We start from the raw sequence: 19,582 nt of genomic DNA, 5'->3' as shown, positions 1-19,582 counted from the left end.
AAACCGCCAAACACATTGGAATTTCAGCCAACCATGAAAAACATGTGGTTATATCAATAAAAATTGCCTATATTCAGAAAATAGATGATAACTTTTGAATATCAGCCAAGAAAATTACTATGCGAAATATTCCTCTAAAAACGGTCGATGCAACTCCGCGTGATGTTTTAGCTATCGGCACTGATTACCTACCAAACGTGCTGCTTGATTCTCACGTTCACCGCCGCGCCCAGTTTCTATATGGTGCGACAGGCTTGATTGAAGTGAGTACAGCAGATGGCGAATGGGTCATACCTCCTGATAGTGGTGTTTGGATCCCCTGTAATACGCCTCATGAAACACGCATGTTGAATGTCAGTACGCGTAGCTTATACATTGAGCCCAAAGCCGCTCCACGTAGGGGAAACAAATGTGAAGTGCTCAGGGTTTCGCTCTTACTTCGTCAGCTATTGCTTGAAGCGGTTGATACCCCAATTGAATATGATTTAAATGGCCGTGATGGTGTGATGTACCAATTGATTTTGCATGAAATTGCGCAGGCAGAGCCCCTGCCTTTCTATGCCCCAATTCCACGGGATGAACATTTAGCCCAGTTGTGCCGGGAATTCCTAAAAGCCCCACAAATCACCTCATTACCACAGGAGTGGGCGGCAAAATTACATAAAAGTGAGCGCTCATTTAGCCGTTTTTTTGGTGCTCAAACGGGGTTATCTTTCTCTGACTGGCGGCAGCAAGCTTGTTTATTAAGTGCGATTACCCACATTTCTGCGGGTAAATCCATTACCGAGGTCGCATTCGATTTAGGCTACAGCAGCGTTGGGTCTTTTTCGACCATGTTTAAAAAATGGTTAGGGCAAAGTCCATCCAGTTTTATTCAGAGAATTAGTGGATAACACCTAACCATTCAAAAATTCAATTTAGTCAAATGTGGCAATTAACCATGCAGACCCTTGATAACTTCCTGCGTCTGCATTATTTCCTTGAATACGACTACGTATATGGATCGTGCGATTTGAATGAATTCCTACACGAATATCTGTCCCCGTCGCCCCTGTTTGTTCATCCACAATATCTAACTTACTGTAAATCGTTCTATTTGAAGCATCTTTCATCGGTAAACGCTTTTGCGGGTCACCATCTGTCACATAGTCTAACCGTAACCTTACCTTCGTTAAGGCCGCAAATTTACACGTGTATCTGATGCTTTCCGTCACCAAACTATCGTAATGAATACTACTTAATTGGCCGTGTCGCAAATTGACTGTGCTAGCCTGCCCAGAGCTCGTTTGCGTGGAGCACATTGCTTTCACATTTAACTGAGAAGCTGCAAGACGCATTGGCACTGTTGATTCAGATAAAGGCCAGCTGTCAAAGGGAGGCGCTGTTTTAGGTTCAGTAAAAGCGCGAACATAGCCCGCTAAATCCATTGCAGGAATAACCAGTTTTCCATCAATAATTTGCTCATTAATGAAAAATGTAATAGTAACCGGAAATTGACTGGTAAACTCTTGAGCAGACCTAACAAGCCCCACATAAGCATATGAGCACATTCCTGCATCAATATTTATCCAATTCATTATCGGAGTTTCCACCGTCATCACTAAATTGTTATTGATCCGGTAGGCCGTTTTTCCATCAATTGTGACTCCCGCAGAAGCCACATACATAAACAAACGATGAAATGCCTGTGATGAATGAATTCTTGTATTGCTACTTCCCCATCGTCTACCAACACAATCAACCAAGCCAGACACGCTCACTTGAGCACTATTACCGTCAATAACAATAGGGTTTCCTACACGATAATAATTTTTGCCATCAGAGCCAACCCGTGAAACGGGTTCAATAACACTATTACTATCGATCCGAATTGAATAACCTGAATTGGAATTTTGTATTCGAGGTGCATAGTCTGCATGAGCATTTATTCCATACAAACTAAGAATAGCCACCAGAAAATACATTGATAAGCCAGATGGTTGTTTAAAGAATTCTCTCCTCAAAAATAAGGGAAATGGTATTTTTACCATAAAGCAAGAAACCGCCTGAAATAGGATTTGAAAATTAGACATAACCGATATTACCGCCTTAATAGTAAGTGACCGAAATCATGGCAATAGCACTAAATTTTCCAGCACGGAGTTGGCTCGCTGGTAGGGTACTAACGAGATCAGCTTGTAAAATAATTCGCTGCAAAGTGGCATCTATTTGTTCTGGGAATATTTGCTGAATTTGATTAACTTCAAGTGGATGAGCCACACCTCCAGTTATATTATTGATATTAATGCCAAGGCCATCAGTACTGGTGGATAAAATACTTTTTCCTTGATAAACCATAGTGTTACTATTTTTGGGGTTAATCATAATACCGAGTGATTTATTCCAATTACAGCCAGTTAAATACAAAGGAAATGTATGGGATTGGGAAATATCATCAGAATTATGCGGTATATTAATCACCCCAAAATTGATTTTTAACGGGGTACTGTTATCTTCACTACGCAGGTGGCAGGCTGGGTCGACTAGCGTCGCACTCACATCGATTAAGACATCCGACTTAGATATAAATGGGAGAAATAAAAAACACAAAACAAATTTAGATAACCAATTGATTGTATTCATTACTCATACTCCAATGAAAAAGTCGCTGAGCTTGAAAAAAAACCTTTTTTTGCTTCATTCAGCGGATTTTTACGAACAAATACACCAAATTCCAATTGTTGAGTCCCATCCGTAACCGTAACCGGTGTGACCTCAATCGACTTATCCCAAGTAACAAGTACTCTTTGCTTATCAACTACACCGAGCAGTACACCACTATTTCCATCCGTTCCAAGGTAATTATCACCCTCTACAGCGACCTGTTTTGGGCTTTTCCAGGTAATCTTAATCATCTTATTCAGGTCGGCTTGGCTACATTTTTCAATCGTGATAAAAAAGGGGGTGATATCACTAGGAATATTGTCATTAATCGACTTCAAACGTATATTTTCAATTGTTACCCGCTTATTGATAGAATCAGCCGCTAACTGACAGGTTTTATTGACTAAAATACCACTAAACTCCACATCTAAGCTGTCCATACTCCAAGCGAAAATAGGGAATCCAAGGCTTAAAAGTAAAATAGCCTTACTCATAAACCACCTCCAGCCGTAATAAATTCGATTTGTGCATTGAAACAGGGGGGTAAATGAGATTATTGCCATTTAATAGATTTATTTTCTCTATAGCCGTAACATTCCCATTTTGCACATCATAAAAACGTATTTGTGCGGGCGTTGTTTGCATTTTGTTGGCAGAAAAGGCATCGCCTGCGCCACATTGAGTCAGCATCACCGCTGAGGTTGATATTTTTAAGTGACAAGGTGAATTGAATAATTGAGCGCTGACTTCTAACCATCCACTATTTGAATCTTCATAATGCGATTCATTCACTGCAGTATGATTTAAAAACTCGCTAGCCGAAGCCATCCCGCCTATCACGCCACTGATGACCATGCTACTGATGAAAAATAAGCCGATAAGCATATATTTTATCAATGCATTACTCCTTCTATTATTAATGCTAGGCATATTTCCTAACTTAACTAACGTTCATCAACCACAGTGCAAACCTCTTGCTGGCAACGAAAAGCCAAAGTCGGTTTTCCGCCATAGTCGTTGATATAGGTTAAATGTGGCTTTGTCAGCGGCTGGGAAACAAATTCTTGGGTGGATTTCGGTGGTACCATCACCACCTCGAATTGACTTTGTTCAGACTGTTTTTGGTTATTACCCAAGCCAATAACCGTCAAATTAAAAGGTGTTGAATTATTAAGTTGATACCCTTTATTGGTCTTCATTAGTGTGACCTTATGTGCCCAGTTTGTTTCTGACTCAGCTAAAATGGACGAGGGCCGATAAAAAAGCTTCACCCGCGATTGCAAAGCAATTTGTAAGGTATTCGCATCATGAGATTTAGGCGGGACTTCTCGTAAATTAAAATAAAATACGGATTCCCTATCTTGCGGTAACTGACTAAATAAAGGCGTCAGACTCAAACGAACTAAGCTTTGGCTATTCGGCTCGACACGCTGTAGAGGAGGCGTGGCTAATAACGCTCCTTTTATTAACTTGTTACCTTGCGGGTCTTCAATCCAACTTTGCGCGAGATACGCCTCTTCTGGGTTATCATTGGCTATCTTGATATTGATCGATTTCGCATCCCCAGGGAAAATGATCCGAGTTCGATCCAAGGTCACTGCTGCATGAGTATTAAATGATAATATTGATATAACAAACAGCACCCTCACAACCCATTGATAACAGATATCTAATTTCCACATAATTAGCCTCACAATCATTTACTTGATGATGAATCAACTGAACGGACCGCTTTGACTGAAGAGCATGGCAGCAATAACAAATCAGTAAGCTCATTTAATTTTTCAGGTAGGGATAACTCGCACTGCAGCTGGTTATTCCAATACAACGACAACTTTTCTTGAGGTGATACCCCCACTAGCCACGTCACACCGCCTTCACCCACGAGCCCCAATTCTTGGTTATTTTTATTACGTACACTGGCACCAAAAGGTGGGTGTTTTCCATCTAACAAAGCAAAAACAGCAAATAACTTTTCGCCTTTCATCACCGATAAGCTGCGATAACCGATGGCACCTTTGGTTAACGTAATATCCGTTGAGGGATCGAGGCTTTCTATATCATCGGGTAACTGGCTGGTATTGATTGAAGCAGTAGATTTTCGATAACTATTCACATTGGGAATAACGGCCAATCCAAATGCATTAGTTTTAGTTACACCATTTTCGAGAGGAACACCGCTTACCTCCGGTGTTTCAATCATAAGTCGTGTATCACCGTGCGCTGAGCGGTGCAGTGCTGCCCCTTTAGAGGTTAATGTGAGCCCACCATTGATTGACCCACCAATACTGTGGTACTGATCTGGTACATAGCTTGCATTTATAGATGTACTTGCTTGAGAGATATCTCGTGAATAGAAGCCACTCAAACTGACTTGATTATCAATATTTTGCCCATGGTTATAACCAACATTGATATTGAAATTATCCTGATCTCCATAGCCACTATATCCAACCTGATGATTAAATTGGTTATTTCCCGCTGAGCGTGAGTAGAGCTCAGAGAATGTGACACTATGTCCACGAAATAACGGTACAGTGAGATACAGATTAATGGCATCATCTTCATTACCATTGTCTCGCTCTGTACGGCTCGCTGATAATGATAAATTTGCCGCATTTTGGGACAGAAGAGGGAAATTTAAAGGCGCATTAACGTATAAACCGTATTGTGTTTGTGAGTCATGCTGCCAATAAGTACTATATTGATAATTAAGAGAAATATTAAAATCATCGAAATATTTATTTAAATATAATTGATAATTTTCTTTTGCTGCCTGAGTACCATAACCTATTCTCTCCTCATCCATAAATTGCGTGAGTGTTCGGTATTCTTTGTCAGCAAAACGGTAGCCCGCAAAGGTAATATCTGTACGTAGCTCATCGAAAGATTTTGCGTAATTAACGCGATAAGAGCGTCCTTGGCGTCTTTTATCTGAAAAATCGGCAAAAGATTGTGTGATATCAAAAGAAACCGCACCTATTGAAAAAAGATCTCGCCCTATTCCTAACGCTGCACTTTGGTAATAACCATTAAGCTGAGTGCCTCCATATAAGGACCATGCATTTGAAACACCATATGATAATTCACCACTTACAACAGGCTCCCCTGTTAAATGCCGATTGTCATAACGCGTCTTTCCCATGGCAACTTTATAAATGACGCGCCCGGGACGTGTTAAATAAGGCAACGAGGCCGTACTGATACTAAACTTACTCTCTTCCCCATTTTCTTCGCGGACGGTCACATCTAATACACCACGAATGCCGCTATCAAGTGTTTGAATACGAAATGGGCCGGGAGGAACTGCCGTTTCAGAGATAATGCGTTCTTGGCTGCGAACAATCACAATTGCATTCGTATTTGCAACACCAATAATTTCAGGTGCATACCCCACTAATTTAGGCGGCAGCATGCGGTCATCACTTTCTAAAGAAAAACCGGTATATTGCCAAGATTCAAAAATATCCGAATAGAAATAATTTTCTCCCAACGTAAAGATTGAGGCACTATCTTTCAATGAGGTAAATGCATAAAGACGAGTAAAATCAAAGTTGTGTTTTTCCTGCGGATAATCACCCCGTTGTTTTTGGTAAGATGTACTGTAATCGCCACGTAAGCGCCAAGCCCCCCAATTCACCCCGGTGATCCCATTACTCGATAAATAAACTTGCCGATGATTATCCGTTTCTTTGGTTGCTGAAATATTCGCGTTGTAATCAATAAATACACCACCGATCCCCTCTTCCCATAAATTAGCGGGTACCCAGTAAGGGTCGCGGTATTCCATCCATATTTGTGGAACCGTCATTTTCAACGACAATGTACTGAGCTCGATGGCTGTTTGAACCCCCGTTAACGCAGAAAAGTCGAGACATTTCCCATTATGGGTAAGTGTTACTTTCTCCATCGCCGAACGCTTTAAACCAATTAATTCAAGAACATCTGGAGGAATACAGATAGTTTGTGTGACTTGGGTTGATTCTCCGGCGATTGGCTTATTTTCATAAACGGAGATATCACGGGGTGCCCCTAAGCGTTGTCCATTAACAAAAAGAGTAAAAACATAATTTCCTGGTAGCGTATACCCAGCTACTGAAAACTGGCTCATATCAATATTCTGAATATCATCCGCATCTAAAACATCTGTATTAAATTCAGAGGCAAATACTTTGCATCCCATAAGACCCGATAACAGAAAAGCAATGCGCCAAACCAGCTTCAATTTCGCGTTAATTTTGAACACCATGCTCTATACCATCCTCGCTATACCAGATTAAATGCAATAAGAGTGCATCTTCAAAATGAAGCTCATAGAAACGTATTCTTCGTGCGTGTTATTGGTAATCGATGAAAAAGCGGAGCAGTCCGTAATAACGACCTGCTTGGATCGGTTGTCCGGTTAATTCCAGACGTAAGAAATAACGAAGGAAAAGGCTGTAACCTGATTTATCTTGATACAACACATTGTCAGATAATGAATAATCCTTATTAGGCTGTAATCGTCTTTTTGAATTATCTAATACCGAAATACCCACCCCTTCGGAAGCACCTTGTAGTATAAAAGCATCAATATATTGTGTATTTTGGCCAACAAAGCGTATCTTCCATGTTTTAGATCAACGGTTGAATAGACACTGCCGCAATCTTGTAACTCGATAATAAAAGGCTGATCATGCATTTCTCTTTGCAAGCTATTTGACAACAAAGCGAGAGCCAAAGAAGAAAAATCAATAGTTTGATAGCGATTTTGCAATGTTATTGAGCACGGTGCATCAATGACGCTACCCCTGAGTAATGTTATTGCACTGACGCTGTGGGGTTTAACGCTTTTGATGTCTGCATATGAATGAATGCTAAAAATAAGCATTACCAGCAGCACTGTTATATCCATAGTCCTTTGATAGCTCACCACGACACCTCTTCTACTGGCTCTCATTTAACCACCAGCCAATGCTGGCGGTTAAATAATTTAGTTATTGATAGGTAATACGAAAGTTTGTTACCGCACTGAACCTACCTTCCGATACACTTTTCGTCGTATCAACAGCCTTTGCTAACGCTTTGAAAGACAGCACGTTATCTCCCTTTTTATTGATAATGCGTGAGAACACATCTTTCGCTTTTCCAAATTCAAATCCATCAATGCCAATTCCCACATTGTTGGTATTACCCGCAGAAGTAGAAAGCAAAGTATTTGTTGCATCCGCATAACTTTGGCCTGTAAACACTAATTCCATTGATTTAACAGCAATGGGTTTTCCGGCTGCATCAGTATCAAAATCAGCGAAATCGCATCCCGTAAATTCAATATTAAATTTCACTTCAGCTACGCGACCATTTTCCAATGCTCTGCGAGATAACTGTCCAAAATCAATAAGTTGCTTTAGTGAGGATTGCGCTATATTACAAGGCGTGCTCACAACGACACCTTCGAAATCAACTGTACCGGTATTGTCTGCCGCAGAATTTGCTGACAAAAAAACCGTCATCAATGCAGTAAAAATAAATAACCGAGATGATTTTGATAATTTGGGGGCAATATTTAATTTGGTTAATCGCATATATTTTTCCTTTCAATTAAAAAATTAAACTACAACAAATACACCATTAAAAATTTAATAGCGTAAGTCTAATTTCCATATTTAATCCAATTAAAGAGGACACAAAAACTAAGAACTACAATATATGTAAATTACTATCTCAATAAAAAATCCATTGAAAATCATCTGGTTTTTAGTTTCCCATAATAGTAGAAAAATGTTCTTTCGATGAGATAAAAAATTTCATCTTGTGTTCTTATATCTGCAATTTCACTTGAATGGTTCACTAATACTTTAAAAAAGAACTCTAACCAATTTTTTTCTAATACGTTCAAAAAAATATTTAACGTTTCAATATTAATACCAGTTTCTCCTCTTTCATAACGAGAAATCTGCTGTTGACTTATTTTTAATATTTTCGCTAATTGGTATCCTGTTAATGATTTATCAATTCTTGCTTGCCTTAAAAATAACCCAACATCTCGACGTAATAATGCATCCGTTTTTATCATATTAATTCCAACAAAAAACACTCCCATATAAAAAATTTAATTAGCCAACCTTACTTAAAAGATAGATTATTTTCATGTAAAAAAGTGGATATATCCAAACACAGATAGAAACAATTAATTTTAAATATAGGTTTATTAATTAAGCCTGTAAATACGTTTGTATCGATCGAACATATATAATTTGATAGTTATTTCCTATTAAATTATATAACACCTATTATATATTTTATAAAACTGCAGAAATAAACAAAAAAATCAACAAATTAAACAACATTGCAGATAAAATAATAGCAAAATAAATAAATTAAATTTAAAATATTAACGTACCGGACAAAATAAAACAAAAAGAATAAAGCAACACTACCAATTAAAACGAATAAACCCACTAGATTTACACAAAAATAGAGTTAAACAATGAAGTCAATGCTAACACTCATAAATAAAATAAAGATAATCATCAATTACTATTTAATTTATTATTGTTATATTGAGTTATATCCTCAAGCGTTAATATAAGCAAAATTAAAAATAGAATATCCACTTACTGCATTATTTATGCATTAATCGCATTTTTTATTTAAACACCTAACACCTTGTTCAAATATCCGTTAAAGTAAAGTTAAAAAGGACTCCAAAATGATAGAAAAATTCTATAGCTACCAACCACTGCAGGGTCACGGGCTCCCCCATGATCCTATCCCATCACTCATTGGCCCTAGGCCTATTGGTTGGATATCAACCTGTGATAGTAAAGGTAGAGCCAATCTAGCTCCTTATAGTTTTTTCAATATTTTCAATTATTCACCACCTATATTGGCCTTTTCGAGTGTTGGTAAAAAAGATTCAGTAACTAATGCCATCGAAACAGGGGAGTTTGTGTATAACCTCGCAACTCTTGCACTTGGCGAAAAGGTAAATATGAGTAGTGCTACATTGGCACATGGTGAAAGCGAATTTGCATTAACGGGGCTATCCACTCTCCCTTCAACATTAGTTTCACCCCCTCGCATCGCTCAAACACCCGTTTCAATGGAATGTGTTGTCACGCAATACCAACAACTGAAACGTGCTGATGGCCAGTTATTGGATACTTGGATGGTGATGGGAGAGGTTATCATGGTGCATATTGATGAGTCCGCATTGAATGATGGATTATATGACTGTGCTGGCCAGAAGCCACTATTGCGTGCAGGAGGACCCGCCGATTATTATTGGATAGAACAACAGCAAAATTTAAAAATGTATCGCCCTAAATGACTATAAATCTGAGTAATAAGTATCCTCCAGAGGTTTATTACTCAGACCTGTTATTTCTATGGGTAAAATTTGCAGATTAACTGCTCGCTACTTTTTGGATAAGAGAAATGTGCCGTAATTAAATCAAACTGCGTTTCAGATGTTTGAAATGGGTTTTCCCCTGCTAAATTCCGCGCTGCAAGTCTTGCTTTACACTCGTCATTACTTACCTGTAATACATGAAATACATAAGGGACATCAGATGCCTGTGCCAATGACGTTAACCATTGCCGCTGCATCGGTGTATTCGCAGGAAAATCCATCACAATATTATTCCCAGCCTGTATCAATTGCTTAATATGGCCTTCTAATACTTGCTTCACTAGGATACTTTTTTCAACATAGTGAGCCAGTTCAGTGATTTCATTAGGATAAAGGGCGGCAAGCCATTCATCTTCACAGAGCAAAATAGTACGGGGGGAGTTAGCCAGTTGTTTTGCTAATGTCGATTTCCCTGAAGCAATTTTGCCACAAAGAAAATGCAAACGAGGCGGGTTTTTTAATGATGGTGAGGCTTCTGTTAAATTCATAAATAGCTCCTTACTGAAGAATTAACCAGATAAGGACAAAAAACCCGCCTTATCTGGCGGGTTTAGGATGTAGCTTATCCCCACCACTATGTGATGGTAATAATAATGCTTAAGCTAACAGTGCCTTGTAACATATAAATTTCCTAAATAGAATTATTACTAACTTATCAGCAATCTATACAAACCGTCAAACCTACTTGAATGACATTCATAAAAAAATGACCTGAATAAATTCAGGTCATTTTTCTCTAACTAATGTTTACCATTTTTATGGTGATTAAGCGTTTCTTCTTTTAAATCAAGTTCATCACGTAAACGGTGATATACCCTTTCATTGATATTTTTGCTTTTACGCATTTGATATAACGCGTCCCGTTTCGCTTTTAACGCTGATTTGGACATCTCACGTTCCATATCAATCATTTTGTGTAAATCATAGACATCTGATTCAGTTTCATCTGAGTTATCGAGTCGTCTACCATAAATTTCTAATAATTGAGCCCCAACCTCAGTACGCATGGCAATTTCATCCATATCATCCGATGGGTGATTCATCAGGTCACGTAAATGTGCCATTGCAGCTTCATTTAAGGCCAAGCGCGCTCGAATTTCGTCATTATCATAAGGTAAGTCTTGTACCAACCCTTTCGTTAAAATAGGCAGTGCAATACTGGCAATCAGTAGTGAACATAAAATCACCCCCATCGCTAAGAAAATAGCCACGTCACGATTCGGAAATAATGAACCATCAGGCATCAATAAAGGTAACGTGAGAATACCCGCTAATGTAATCGCTCCACGCACACCCGCTGTCGCCATCACCGCCATCATGCGAATATGCATAACATCCGCTTCTTTACCTCGACGGCGCTTATGGAAGACGGTTAAAGTCATCGAGATCCACACCCAGCTAAAGCGTAAAACGGCCAATGTCACGGTAATAATTGCCACATAAACAAATAGCATCCAAGGATGGCTCGCACCCGCGGCCTCTGCTACAGCAGGCATATTTGTCCACATACCCGGTAACTGTTCGCCTAACAAGATGAAAATCATCCCGTTCAACGCGGTTTGTACCGTATCCCACACCGCTTTACTTTGCATACGAGTGGCGGCTTGCATACGCCCTGCGATTTTTTCATAGTGCATGGCAATACCGGCAACCACTGCCGCTAAAATACCAGAAACATGTAAATGTTCAGCTAACAAGTAAGCCGTAAATGGCATCAATAAGCTGATCATTATCTGAATAGCAGGTTCTTCCCCTGTACGCTTAACCAATAATTGGTTTAACCAACCAATTGCCCAAGCCACTAGCAAACCAATTAAAATTCCGCCAAACGCCACGAATACAAATTGCCCAGCCGCTGAAGCAAGAGAAAATGTGCCAGTTAATGCAGCAACTACCGCAAAACTGAAACACACCAAACCCGTTGCATCATTCAGCAATGACTCCCCCTCTAGGATATGCGCCATTCGCGATGGCAATGGGGAATTGACCGTCATGGCAGACACGGAAACTGGGTCTGTAGGCGACAAAATAGCTGCCAACGCAAAAGCGACGGCCAAAGAAATAGCTGGAATTAACCAATGTATAAAGAAGCCCATACCAATAACCGTTACTACCACTAGACCAATAGCTAACGACATGATCGGCTTAATTTCTTGAAATAAGGCTTCTTTAGGAATACGCCAGCCATCAAGAAACAATAAAGGGGGAATAAATAAAAACAGAAATAGATGAGGTTCAAATTCAACTGTAAAACCGTATAAAGACAAGCCAGCCCCTAGTGCTATCTGGATCAGGGGTAATGGAATAATATCTTTGAGCAGTCGTGAAACAAAAACGCTCACAACAACGGCTAATAAAAAAACGAGTACAAGTGTCACTACTGACATTGATTGCTCCATGTTTAGCTAATCATTAATTATCAGTTATGAAGTAAATAGATAAATTGAATCAATGTAAAGTGGCAATTAATCAATCGATACAAAAATAATAAAATTAAGAAATAGCCTATTTATCATCAGGTTGCGAAGAATCATCACTGACTTAAATACCCATAAAAAACTTATTTATCTATTTGATAAATAGATAGTTAAACGCAATATCAATAATAAGCTGTGTATTGCCATCAAAAATAGGACTAAACCATCATTAATCGACTACTTTGTTGTTTCTTTGGATAAATTTTGACTGCCTGATTTTTTCCTTTTTACCATTTTTGCATTATTTTTATCCGAAGTACTTTTATCAGCTGTATTGGTGTTTTCTATACTGTGCCGCTCAACAAGTTCTTGTAGTACTTGCTTAAGGAGCTTACTTTTACGCAACCCCAAAGGGGCTAAAACGGCTTCTTCGTGTTGCTGAGCTGCAACAAGTAAGCCATCGACCAGTGACATTCCACTTGATGTCACACTAACAAGTGTTATGCGCTTATCACTTCCATTATGGTTACTGTGGCGAACCACGTGTCCCTGCTGCTCTAACCGTTGTAGTACGCGAGTAATTGTCGGTTGTTTTCTGACCGTTTTTTGTGACAGCTCAGTGATCCCCATCGAGCCATTGCCTGCTAGTGTAGATAGCACTCGCCACTCTAAGACTGACAACCCTTTTTTTTCAACAATGGCATGAAATTCCGATGAAACTAACATCCAAGCCTGCCCCAACAGGGCAGGCAAGTAATTATCAACAAAAACCTTTGAGTTTGCCATTCGCTCCCCTTGATAAACTCTTGAATTATTGCATTTGATTACAACCGCTCAAGAGTAGCAGAAGTCGGCGATAATTCAGCTAAAACTTTCCACTCAACAAGGAACCAAACCCATCAACACGAGTTTCTAAACCCAGCTTTTTTAGCATCATATAAGTAGTTGCCACCGAAGAAGACAGTACTGGTAAACCAACTCGGTCTTCAATTAATTGTATTGAGGGTAGCGAAGGCATTTGTACACATGCAGAAGCCACAATTGCATCTACTTGGGTGTTGAGTTTTTTCGTAATTTCCACTGGTGCTAATGGGTTTTGCCGCCCCACGTCTAAATTATCTGGAATTTCCAATGAAATACTATCTACCACTTCAATGCCTTCGCTTTCAATATAATCAATCACTAACTGCGTCAACGGCTTCATATACGGCGTTAAAATAGACACTTTTTTAGCCCCCATCGCATGTAGGCCATCAACTAATGCCCCTGCACTCGTCACTACAGGTGCTGGATGGCCGTTATCTACCGTACGTTGAAATAAACGTTTTTCTGAAATGCGATGGTAACCTTTCCCCATGCTCATAATCGCAACTAAACAGGCATATCCCAGAACATCAACTGCAGCATCTGACAATTCAATAGCACAGCGGTCACTATCGGAGTCCATTTTTGCCAACTCCTCTTTGGTAACTTTTTGCATACGCATACGGCTTGAATGAAAGGTAAAGCGCTCCGCAAACAGCGCTTCTCTTGCGCGTAATATAGCCGGAATTTCTGTTTCCATCGTGGTATTTGATGACGGGACAATCTGCCCGATACGATATGTACGTACTAAACTCATATCTCGTTCTCCCCAAATGACTCACTTGATTCTGGAAATGTGTTTAAGGCTTCACTTTCTTGCCCATTACCGTGAAAACGTGCTGCCGTTAATGGTCGGCGGTTTACTTGTAAATCAAAGATATCAAAACGGTTATAATGCCCTGTAATATCATGCATTTGTCGTGGCTGAATACAGCGGTTCAAATCAATTTCGCCGTAAACAATCCCTTCTTTGTCAATCAAAGGTTGGCCTACAACCCGCCCATCAGGACCAATGATCCCTGAGAAAGCACTGTTTGGTCGAGCCAGTAACTCGCGTGCTTCTGGATGAGTTGCAGACATTGCATCAATAATTTCTTCTGACACTGTCGAACACGAAACAACCGTAAAGACTTTGCCTTCAAAACAGTGGGCTGAAGCACGTAAACGGATCGCCTCGGCCATGTCATAATCTTTTGGTGCAACGGGTAAGGCGATATAGCTCGCAATATGGACTAACTCGCCTTGCGCCAATAAGGCAAAGCGGGCCAATGTATTGGTATTTTCCCCACACGCCAACGCCCCAAGTGGCCCAATACTGGTTTGGTGAACTTTTAGTGAAGAGGCATCTCCATTTGCCCACGTCAATTTTTCTGCCCATGTTGGGACTAATTTACGATGACGTCCCAGAATTCTTCCTTCATCAGAAATTGTCACTAATGTATTATATAACGTAGCAATGCCATTAGGATTTCGCTCATTCACACCAATCACAACATTGATGTGATGGCGTGCTGCAGCTTGAGCAATTTTTTGTATTTCAGGCCCTGGGACTTCAATGGCAGATTTGCACAGTTTTTCAAACCATGGGCTGCCATCTATCGGGTTCATCACCCAACTCCAATAAGGGTAACCAGAAATAAAAACCTCTGGAAATGCCACCAATTTTGCTCCGTTATCAGCCGCCTCTTCAATTAAATGGCAAACTTTATCTACCGTCGCATTGGTATCAAGAAACACCGGAGCAGCTTGTACCGCAGCGGCTTTAAATGTCTGCAAATTAAGCATGCTTCCCCCTTAAACGGCGACAACTGGATGGCGCAATTCACCAATATTCTCAACATATGCTTCAATCACATCGCCTGGCCATACCCATTCTTGTGGCGTTCTCCCCGCTCCGACCCCTTCAGGGGTACCTGTGGCAATAATGTCACCGGGTTCTAATGTGATCCCTTGGCTAATATCTTCAATCAATGTATTCACATTAAATAGCATATGGCGTGTATTTGAGGATTGTTTGGTTACACAATTCACCTTCAAGCTTAGCTCTAAGGTGTGAGGATCTGGGATCTCATCAGCAGTCACAATGCAAGGCCCAAATGGCGCATAGGTATCTTGCCCTTTTGAGTAAATCCACTGTCCTGCACGGCGGCAATCACGCGCACTCATATCAATCATCAAGCTGTAGCCAAACACATAATTAAGCGCATCTTTTGCCGCGACACTTTTCGCACGCGTGCCGATAATCACTGCCAACTCGACTTCCCAGTCTAATTGTTGGGTAATTTTGGCATTATGTTCAATAGCATCTCCCGGTCCAATCACTGTGGTTGGTGGTTTAGAAAAAATAACGGGTTGTTTTGGAAGCTCTTTTGAAGTGTCTAGTGTGCGGCTGGACTCCGCCACGTGTTCAACATAGTTCAAGCCAATACCAAAAATATTTTTACGTGGACGGGGGATCGGTGCCAAGATTTTCACATTTTGTACCGGCCACGCAGTCCCTGCGGGGAATTGCCCTTGATATGTATTTAGAAGTTCTGTACCAACACGCACACCTTGTGGACCTAAATCGATAAAATCCAACATGTTGTCAGGCAAGTACAACCCTTGCTCTTGAGCAAGAAGAGCTAAATCAACTACTTGATGGTTAACAATTGCTCCTAAACGAGCTGCCGCGGTCACATCAGAACGATAAGTTATTAAGCGCATTCTCTTTCTCCTTGAATGAGGTGGTTGCCTCACTCACTTCTTCACGTAAATTGGAATAGTAAAATAATTAAATTAATCAATAAGAAACATGACATTCACCTAGGTAACGACTTTCTGGTGCCCCTCATTTTCGACTAGAGCTTCTTCATAATAGAGCCCCAAAGAGTGCATTACGGGTAAGTCATTAAAGCAAAACAGACATGCATCTTCGGTTTGTGAGGTATTCACATGTTCATGGAACATCCACGATGGCACGCAGAAAATATCACGCTCTTGCCAATCAAAACGTTGTCCATTAATCACGGAGTACCCTTGCCCTTTCGCCACTTGATAAATAAAACTCCCCGTATGGCGATGAGCCTTACCTACAAATCCCGGACGCAGTAATTGCATGCTTGCCCCAATAGTTGGCATCACAGGTCCGCCAGTTAGTGGGTTGGTGTAGTGCATTAAAATGTCATCAAATACTGAGCCATCCGCTGCTTTCGCCGCACGGCATAATGCCTCGTAGGTTGGCCCCCATTGGTATTTAAATAACGGTGAATAAGGTTTATCCCAGCCAATATCGTGAGGGCGTAATGCGGTTCCACCCCACATGCCAACTGGGTAGTCGATAGGTCGTGTTTGCACTTGATGCAAGTCAGGATGCACTTTATAAAACCCAGCTTCCATGGCATTGACTAAGGGGATATCTAACCCATCTTGCCAGATACAGGGTAAGCCATCCTCCGCAACACCGTGTTCATGCCATGTCCCATTCGGTGTCAGTACAAAGTCATTGGCTTCTAGCATCATTTTTTGCCCTTCGACAATAGTGTATGCCCCACGCCCTTCCATAATAAACCGCAATGCGGAGGACGAATGGGCATGAGCCGAAGCGGCTTCTCCTGGGTGCATGACTTGTAGACCTGAATATAACCAACCGACTGCAGCAGCGACATCTTGGCGGCCTGGGTTATTTAAATAAATCACGCGACGCCCCGCTTTTTCTGGTGTCACCAGTTCAACTGAGCGCAACACATGTTCGCGTAAATCACGGTAGCGCCACAACACAGGAACTGAGCTTGATTTGGGCTGCCACGGTTCAATCTTGTTTGCAACCGTCCATAATGCACCTGTCTTCAACGCATCTAGTTCTTGGTAATACGCCACTAGCTCAGGGGTGTCTGCCACATCAGCGCGCCCTGCCACATTTTCTCGATATTGGTCATGGGAGTGTGTACTCATGCTGTTTTCCTCTTTGTTTGCCAAAGCCTTTAACGCGATTTCAAGGATTGAACGAGTTGCTGACGCCCATATTCATACGATGCCGGCCAACGAGTTTCCCACCCATAACGCGCACATTCATGTAGGACCCATGCAGAGTCAGAAAGTAATGGTCGAGATAAAGCACATAAATCCGCCCGTCCAGCGGCAATAATGCTGTTGACTTGGTCTGCATCAGTAATAGCCCCTACAGCAATAACCGGTATTCCAGCTTCATTACGAATACGGTCTGCCATTGGTGTTTGGTACATCCGACCATAAACTGGTTGCTGTTGCGGTGACACTTCACCTGAAGAGCAATCAATCATATCGGCCCCCGCTTGCTTTATTGCACGACCAATTTCTACTGCGTCATCAACTGTCGTCCCACCATCCACCCAGTCCGTCGATGAAATACGAACAGTCAAAGGTTTTGACCACACTTGACGCACAGCACTAATGACGGCTAACGGAAAACGTAAGCGGTTTTCCAACGTTCCACCGTAGTTATCTGTACGCTGATTAGTTAACGGCGAAATAAAGCTTGAGAGTAAATAACCATGCCCTGCTTGCAGTTCAAGCCAGTCAAAACCCGCCATTTCCGCTCGTTTTGCTGCAGCAACAAATTGGTCAATCACCGTAGTCATTTGCGCCTCGGATAGCTCTACCGGTGTTTGTGAGATATTCGGTAAATAAGGCAACGCTGAAGCAGAAACTAACGGCCAGTTATCTGCATCCAGTGGGTGGTTTTCTTTCTCCCACCCTCGCTGAGTTGAACCACGACGTCCCGCATGGCCTAATTGAATGCCAATTTTGGCATCCGTTTTTTGATGAACGAAATCAGTCACTCACTGCCAAGCAATAACTTGTTCGTCATTCCAAATACCGGCACAGCCTTTTGTCACACGGGCATCGGGGGCTATAGCCGTCATTTCAGTCATCACTAGACCCACACCGCCTAATGCACGGCTACCCAAATGTACCAAATGAAAATCGTCGGGTACGCCCTGACTAGCGCAATACAATAGTGTCGGTGATGCAACCACTCGGTTATTAAGCGTGACACCCCGTACGTGATAAGGCGTTAGCATAGGCGGTGTTTTTGCCGTTGAAGTGACACCGGTTTGTTCTGCAAACCACTGCTCATAGTTTTCCAACCATACAGCATCACGCACACGCAAATTCTCATGGGATATACGCTGTGAGCGTGTTAAGAGGGAGTAAGCAAATTGCTCTGGTGCTAAGTTTTCATAACGACAGACATTTTCAAACCATTCTGTCGAATTGCGTGCCGCATTCTGAATTTTTAGTACTTCGACACTGCGAACCTTCTGGTAATGCTCAAGCCCTTTACGTAAATCACCCCCTGAAGTTTTCAAGCTTTCACACAGCTCGATAGCATCTTCTAGTGCTAATTTAGTTCCAGAGCCAATAGAGAAATGGGCGGTATGAGCGGCATCGCCCATCAATACTACGGGAACGTCTTTACCTTGTGTGGGCTGCGTCCAATGCACCCAATTTCCACAAATGACCCGAGGGAAGCGGATCCAAATTGCGGCACCACGTAAATGCGCTGCGTTAGCAATCAGTTTTTCACCATCAAGCCACGGCGCAAATAGTTTTTCACAATAAGCGATGCCATCCTCTTGGGACATTTGGTCAATACCAGCTTTAAGCCAGGTTTCTTCCGTCGTCTCCACAATAAAGGTCGATAACCCTTCTTGAAATTGATAGGCATGAACTTGAAACCATCCGTGCTCATTTTTAGCGAATAAGAAGGTAAAGGCGTCAAAAATCTTCTTTGTACCTAGCCAAACAAAACGGCAACGACGTTGGTCAATATCGGGTTTAAATACGGTTTCATAACGCGTACGTACCGCACTATTAATGCCATCAGAAGCGATAAGCAAATCAGCTTGGTACTCACGAGCAATCGCTTGGTCATCCGTTACTTGGGTTTCGAATACCAGCTCCACCCCCAATTCCACACAACGGTCTTGTAATATATTGAGTAATTTTTTACGCCCAATGCCGATAAACCCATGACCACCGCTGCGGTTACATACACCTTTAAAGTGCACATCGATATCATCCCAGTGACTAAATTCTGCAGAAATCGTTTTGGCAGAAACTGGGTCCGCTTGGCGCAAATTACTGAGCGTGGCATCAGAAAATACCACTCCCCAGCCAAAAGTGTCATAAGGACGATTACGTTCCACCACCACTACACGGTTCTTTGGGTTCTGTAGTTTCATCAGCAACCCGAAATAAAGCCCTGCGGGACCACCGCCAATACACACAATATTCATGGAAC

The 19,582-nt window shown here is 41.3% G+C and carries 17 protein-coding genes and 2 pseudogenes; 2 read left to right on the top strand and 17 right to left on the bottom strand.

What is annotated here, in order from left to right:
• Positions 1 to 119: 119 nt before the first annotated feature.
• Positions 120 to 893 (top strand): AraC family transcriptional regulator, encoded by a 774-nt coding sequence (locus G6Q48_RS14765; protein ID WP_166267267.1) that lies wholly within the window; start codon positions 120 to 122, stop codon positions 891 to 893.
• A gap of 24 nt (positions 894 to 917) precedes the next feature.
• Here G6Q48_RS14765 and G6Q48_RS14760 read toward each other — a convergent pair whose 3' ends face one another.
• The 9 genes and pseudogenes from G6Q48_RS14760 to G6Q48_RS14720 form a co-directional block, all read right to left on the bottom strand.
• Positions 918 to 1,964: an adhesin gene (locus G6Q48_RS14760; RefSeq protein ID WP_231068834.1), complete on the bottom strand. Its 1,047-nt coding sequence runs from the start codon at positions 1,962 to 1,964 to the stop codon at positions 918 to 920.
• A 124-nt stretch (positions 1,965 to 2,088) separates the two neighbouring features.
• Positions 2,089 to 2,622 carry a fimbrial protein gene (locus G6Q48_RS14755; RefSeq protein ID WP_102139135.1) on the bottom strand — a complete coding sequence of 178 codons (534 nt, stop codon included), beginning with the start codon at positions 2,620 to 2,622 and terminating at the stop codon, positions 2,089 to 2,091.
• Positions 2,622 to 3,137: a fimbrial protein gene (locus G6Q48_RS14750; protein ID WP_166267265.1), complete on the bottom strand. Its 516-nt coding sequence runs from the start codon at positions 3,135 to 3,137 to the stop codon at positions 2,622 to 2,624. The genes G6Q48_RS14755 and G6Q48_RS14750 overlap by 1 nt, the downstream gene beginning before the upstream one ends.
• Complete coding sequence (locus G6Q48_RS14745) at positions 3,130 to 3,540, bottom strand: hypothetical protein (RefSeq protein ID WP_166267263.1); 411 nt, start codon at positions 3,538 to 3,540, stop codon at positions 3,130 to 3,132. The genes G6Q48_RS14750 and G6Q48_RS14745 overlap by 8 nt, the downstream gene beginning before the upstream one ends.
• A 47-nt stretch (positions 3,541 to 3,587) precedes the next feature.
• Positions 3,588 to 4,325 (bottom strand): fimbrial biogenesis chaperone, encoded by a 738-nt coding sequence (locus G6Q48_RS14740; protein ID WP_229597524.1) that lies wholly within the window; start codon positions 4,323 to 4,325, stop codon positions 3,588 to 3,590.
• A 14-nt stretch (positions 4,326 to 4,339) separates the two neighbouring features.
• On the bottom strand, positions 4,340 to 6,892 hold the full coding sequence (locus tag G6Q48_RS14735) for a fimbria/pilus outer membrane usher protein (RefSeq protein WP_166267259.1): 2,553 nt from the start codon (positions 6,890 to 6,892) through the stop codon (positions 4,340 to 4,342).
• Between the two features lie 88 nt (positions 6,893 to 6,980).
• Positions 6,981 to 7,558: pseudogene (locus tag G6Q48_RS14730) on the bottom strand (fimbrial protein).
• A 61-nt stretch (positions 7,559 to 7,619) separates the two neighbouring features.
• On the bottom strand, positions 7,620 to 8,135 hold the full coding sequence (locus G6Q48_RS14725) for a fimbrial protein (protein ID WP_102139192.1): 516 nt from the start codon (positions 8,133 to 8,135) through the stop codon (positions 7,620 to 7,622).
• A 233-nt stretch (positions 8,136 to 8,368) separates the two neighbouring features.
• The gene (locus tag G6Q48_RS14720) at positions 8,369 to 8,698 is read right to left on the bottom strand and encodes a helix-turn-helix domain-containing protein (RefSeq protein WP_166267257.1); all 330 of its coding nucleotides are present in this window, start codon (positions 8,696 to 8,698) and stop codon (positions 8,369 to 8,371) included.
• Between the two features lie 636 nt (positions 8,699 to 9,334).
• On the opposite strand from G6Q48_RS14720, the gene G6Q48_RS14715 reads away from it, so the two are divergent.
• Positions 9,335 to 9,955 carry a flavin reductase gene (locus G6Q48_RS14715; protein ID WP_166267255.1) on the top strand — a complete coding sequence of 207 codons (621 nt, stop codon included), beginning with the start codon at positions 9,335 to 9,337 and terminating at the stop codon, positions 9,953 to 9,955.
• 56 nt (positions 9,956 to 10,011) lie between these two features.
• Here the strand turns inward: G6Q48_RS14715 and G6Q48_RS14710 are convergent, their stop codons facing one another.
• The 8 genes and pseudogenes from G6Q48_RS14710 to G6Q48_RS22540 all read right to left on the bottom strand — a co-directional run bounded on the left by G6Q48_RS14710 (position 10,012) and on the right by G6Q48_RS22540 (position 19,577).
• Positions 10,012 to 10,524 (bottom strand): AAA family ATPase, encoded by a 513-nt coding sequence (locus G6Q48_RS14710; protein WP_166267253.1) that lies wholly within the window; start codon positions 10,522 to 10,524, stop codon positions 10,012 to 10,014.
• Between the two features lie 252 nt (positions 10,525 to 10,776).
• Positions 10,777 to 12,423: a Na+/H+ antiporter gene (locus G6Q48_RS14705; protein ID WP_166267251.1), complete on the bottom strand. Its 1,647-nt coding sequence runs from the start codon at positions 12,421 to 12,423 to the stop codon at positions 10,777 to 10,779.
• 267 nt (positions 12,424 to 12,690) lie between these two features.
• On the bottom strand, positions 12,691 to 13,239 hold the full coding sequence (locus G6Q48_RS14700; protein ID WP_166267249.1) for a MarR family winged helix-turn-helix transcriptional regulator: 549 nt from the start codon (positions 13,237 to 13,239) through the stop codon (positions 12,691 to 12,693).
• Positions 13,240 to 13,318: 79 nt separating this feature from the next.
• Positions 13,319 to 14,074 (bottom strand): maleate cis-trans isomerase family protein, encoded by a 756-nt coding sequence (locus G6Q48_RS14695; protein ID WP_166267247.1) that lies wholly within the window; start codon positions 14,072 to 14,074, stop codon positions 13,319 to 13,321.
• On the bottom strand, positions 14,071 to 15,102 hold the full coding sequence (locus G6Q48_RS14690; RefSeq protein ID WP_102139146.1) for a carbon-nitrogen hydrolase family protein: 1,032 nt from the start codon (positions 15,100 to 15,102) through the stop codon (positions 14,071 to 14,073). The genes G6Q48_RS14695 and G6Q48_RS14690 overlap by 4 nt, the downstream gene beginning before the upstream one ends.
• Before the next feature lie 9 nt (positions 15,103 to 15,111).
• Positions 15,112 to 16,023, bottom strand: coding sequence for a fumarylacetoacetate hydrolase family protein (locus G6Q48_RS14685; protein ID WP_166267245.1), 912 nt, complete (start codon positions 16,021 to 16,023; stop codon positions 15,112 to 15,114).
• A 99-nt stretch (positions 16,024 to 16,122) separates the two neighbouring features.
• Positions 16,123 to 17,250: a cupin domain-containing protein gene (locus tag G6Q48_RS14680; protein ID WP_102139148.1), complete on the bottom strand. Its 1,128-nt coding sequence runs from the start codon at positions 17,248 to 17,250 to the stop codon at positions 16,123 to 16,125.
• A 29-nt stretch (positions 17,251 to 17,279) separates the two neighbouring features.
• Positions 17,280 to 19,577 (bottom strand): annotated as a pseudogene (locus G6Q48_RS22540) (bifunctional salicylyl-CoA 5-hydroxylase/oxidoreductase).
• Positions 19,578 to 19,582 lie beyond the last annotated feature (5 nt).

The sequence above is a fragment of the Providencia sp. M-27 genome (genome assembly GCF_011077905.1).
GTDB lineage: Bacteria > Pseudomonadota > Gammaproteobacteria > Enterobacterales > Enterobacteriaceae > Providencia > Providencia huaxiensis.
Note: the sequence above shows the minus strand (reverse complement) of the source record. Positions and strands in the feature narration are given on the sequence as shown.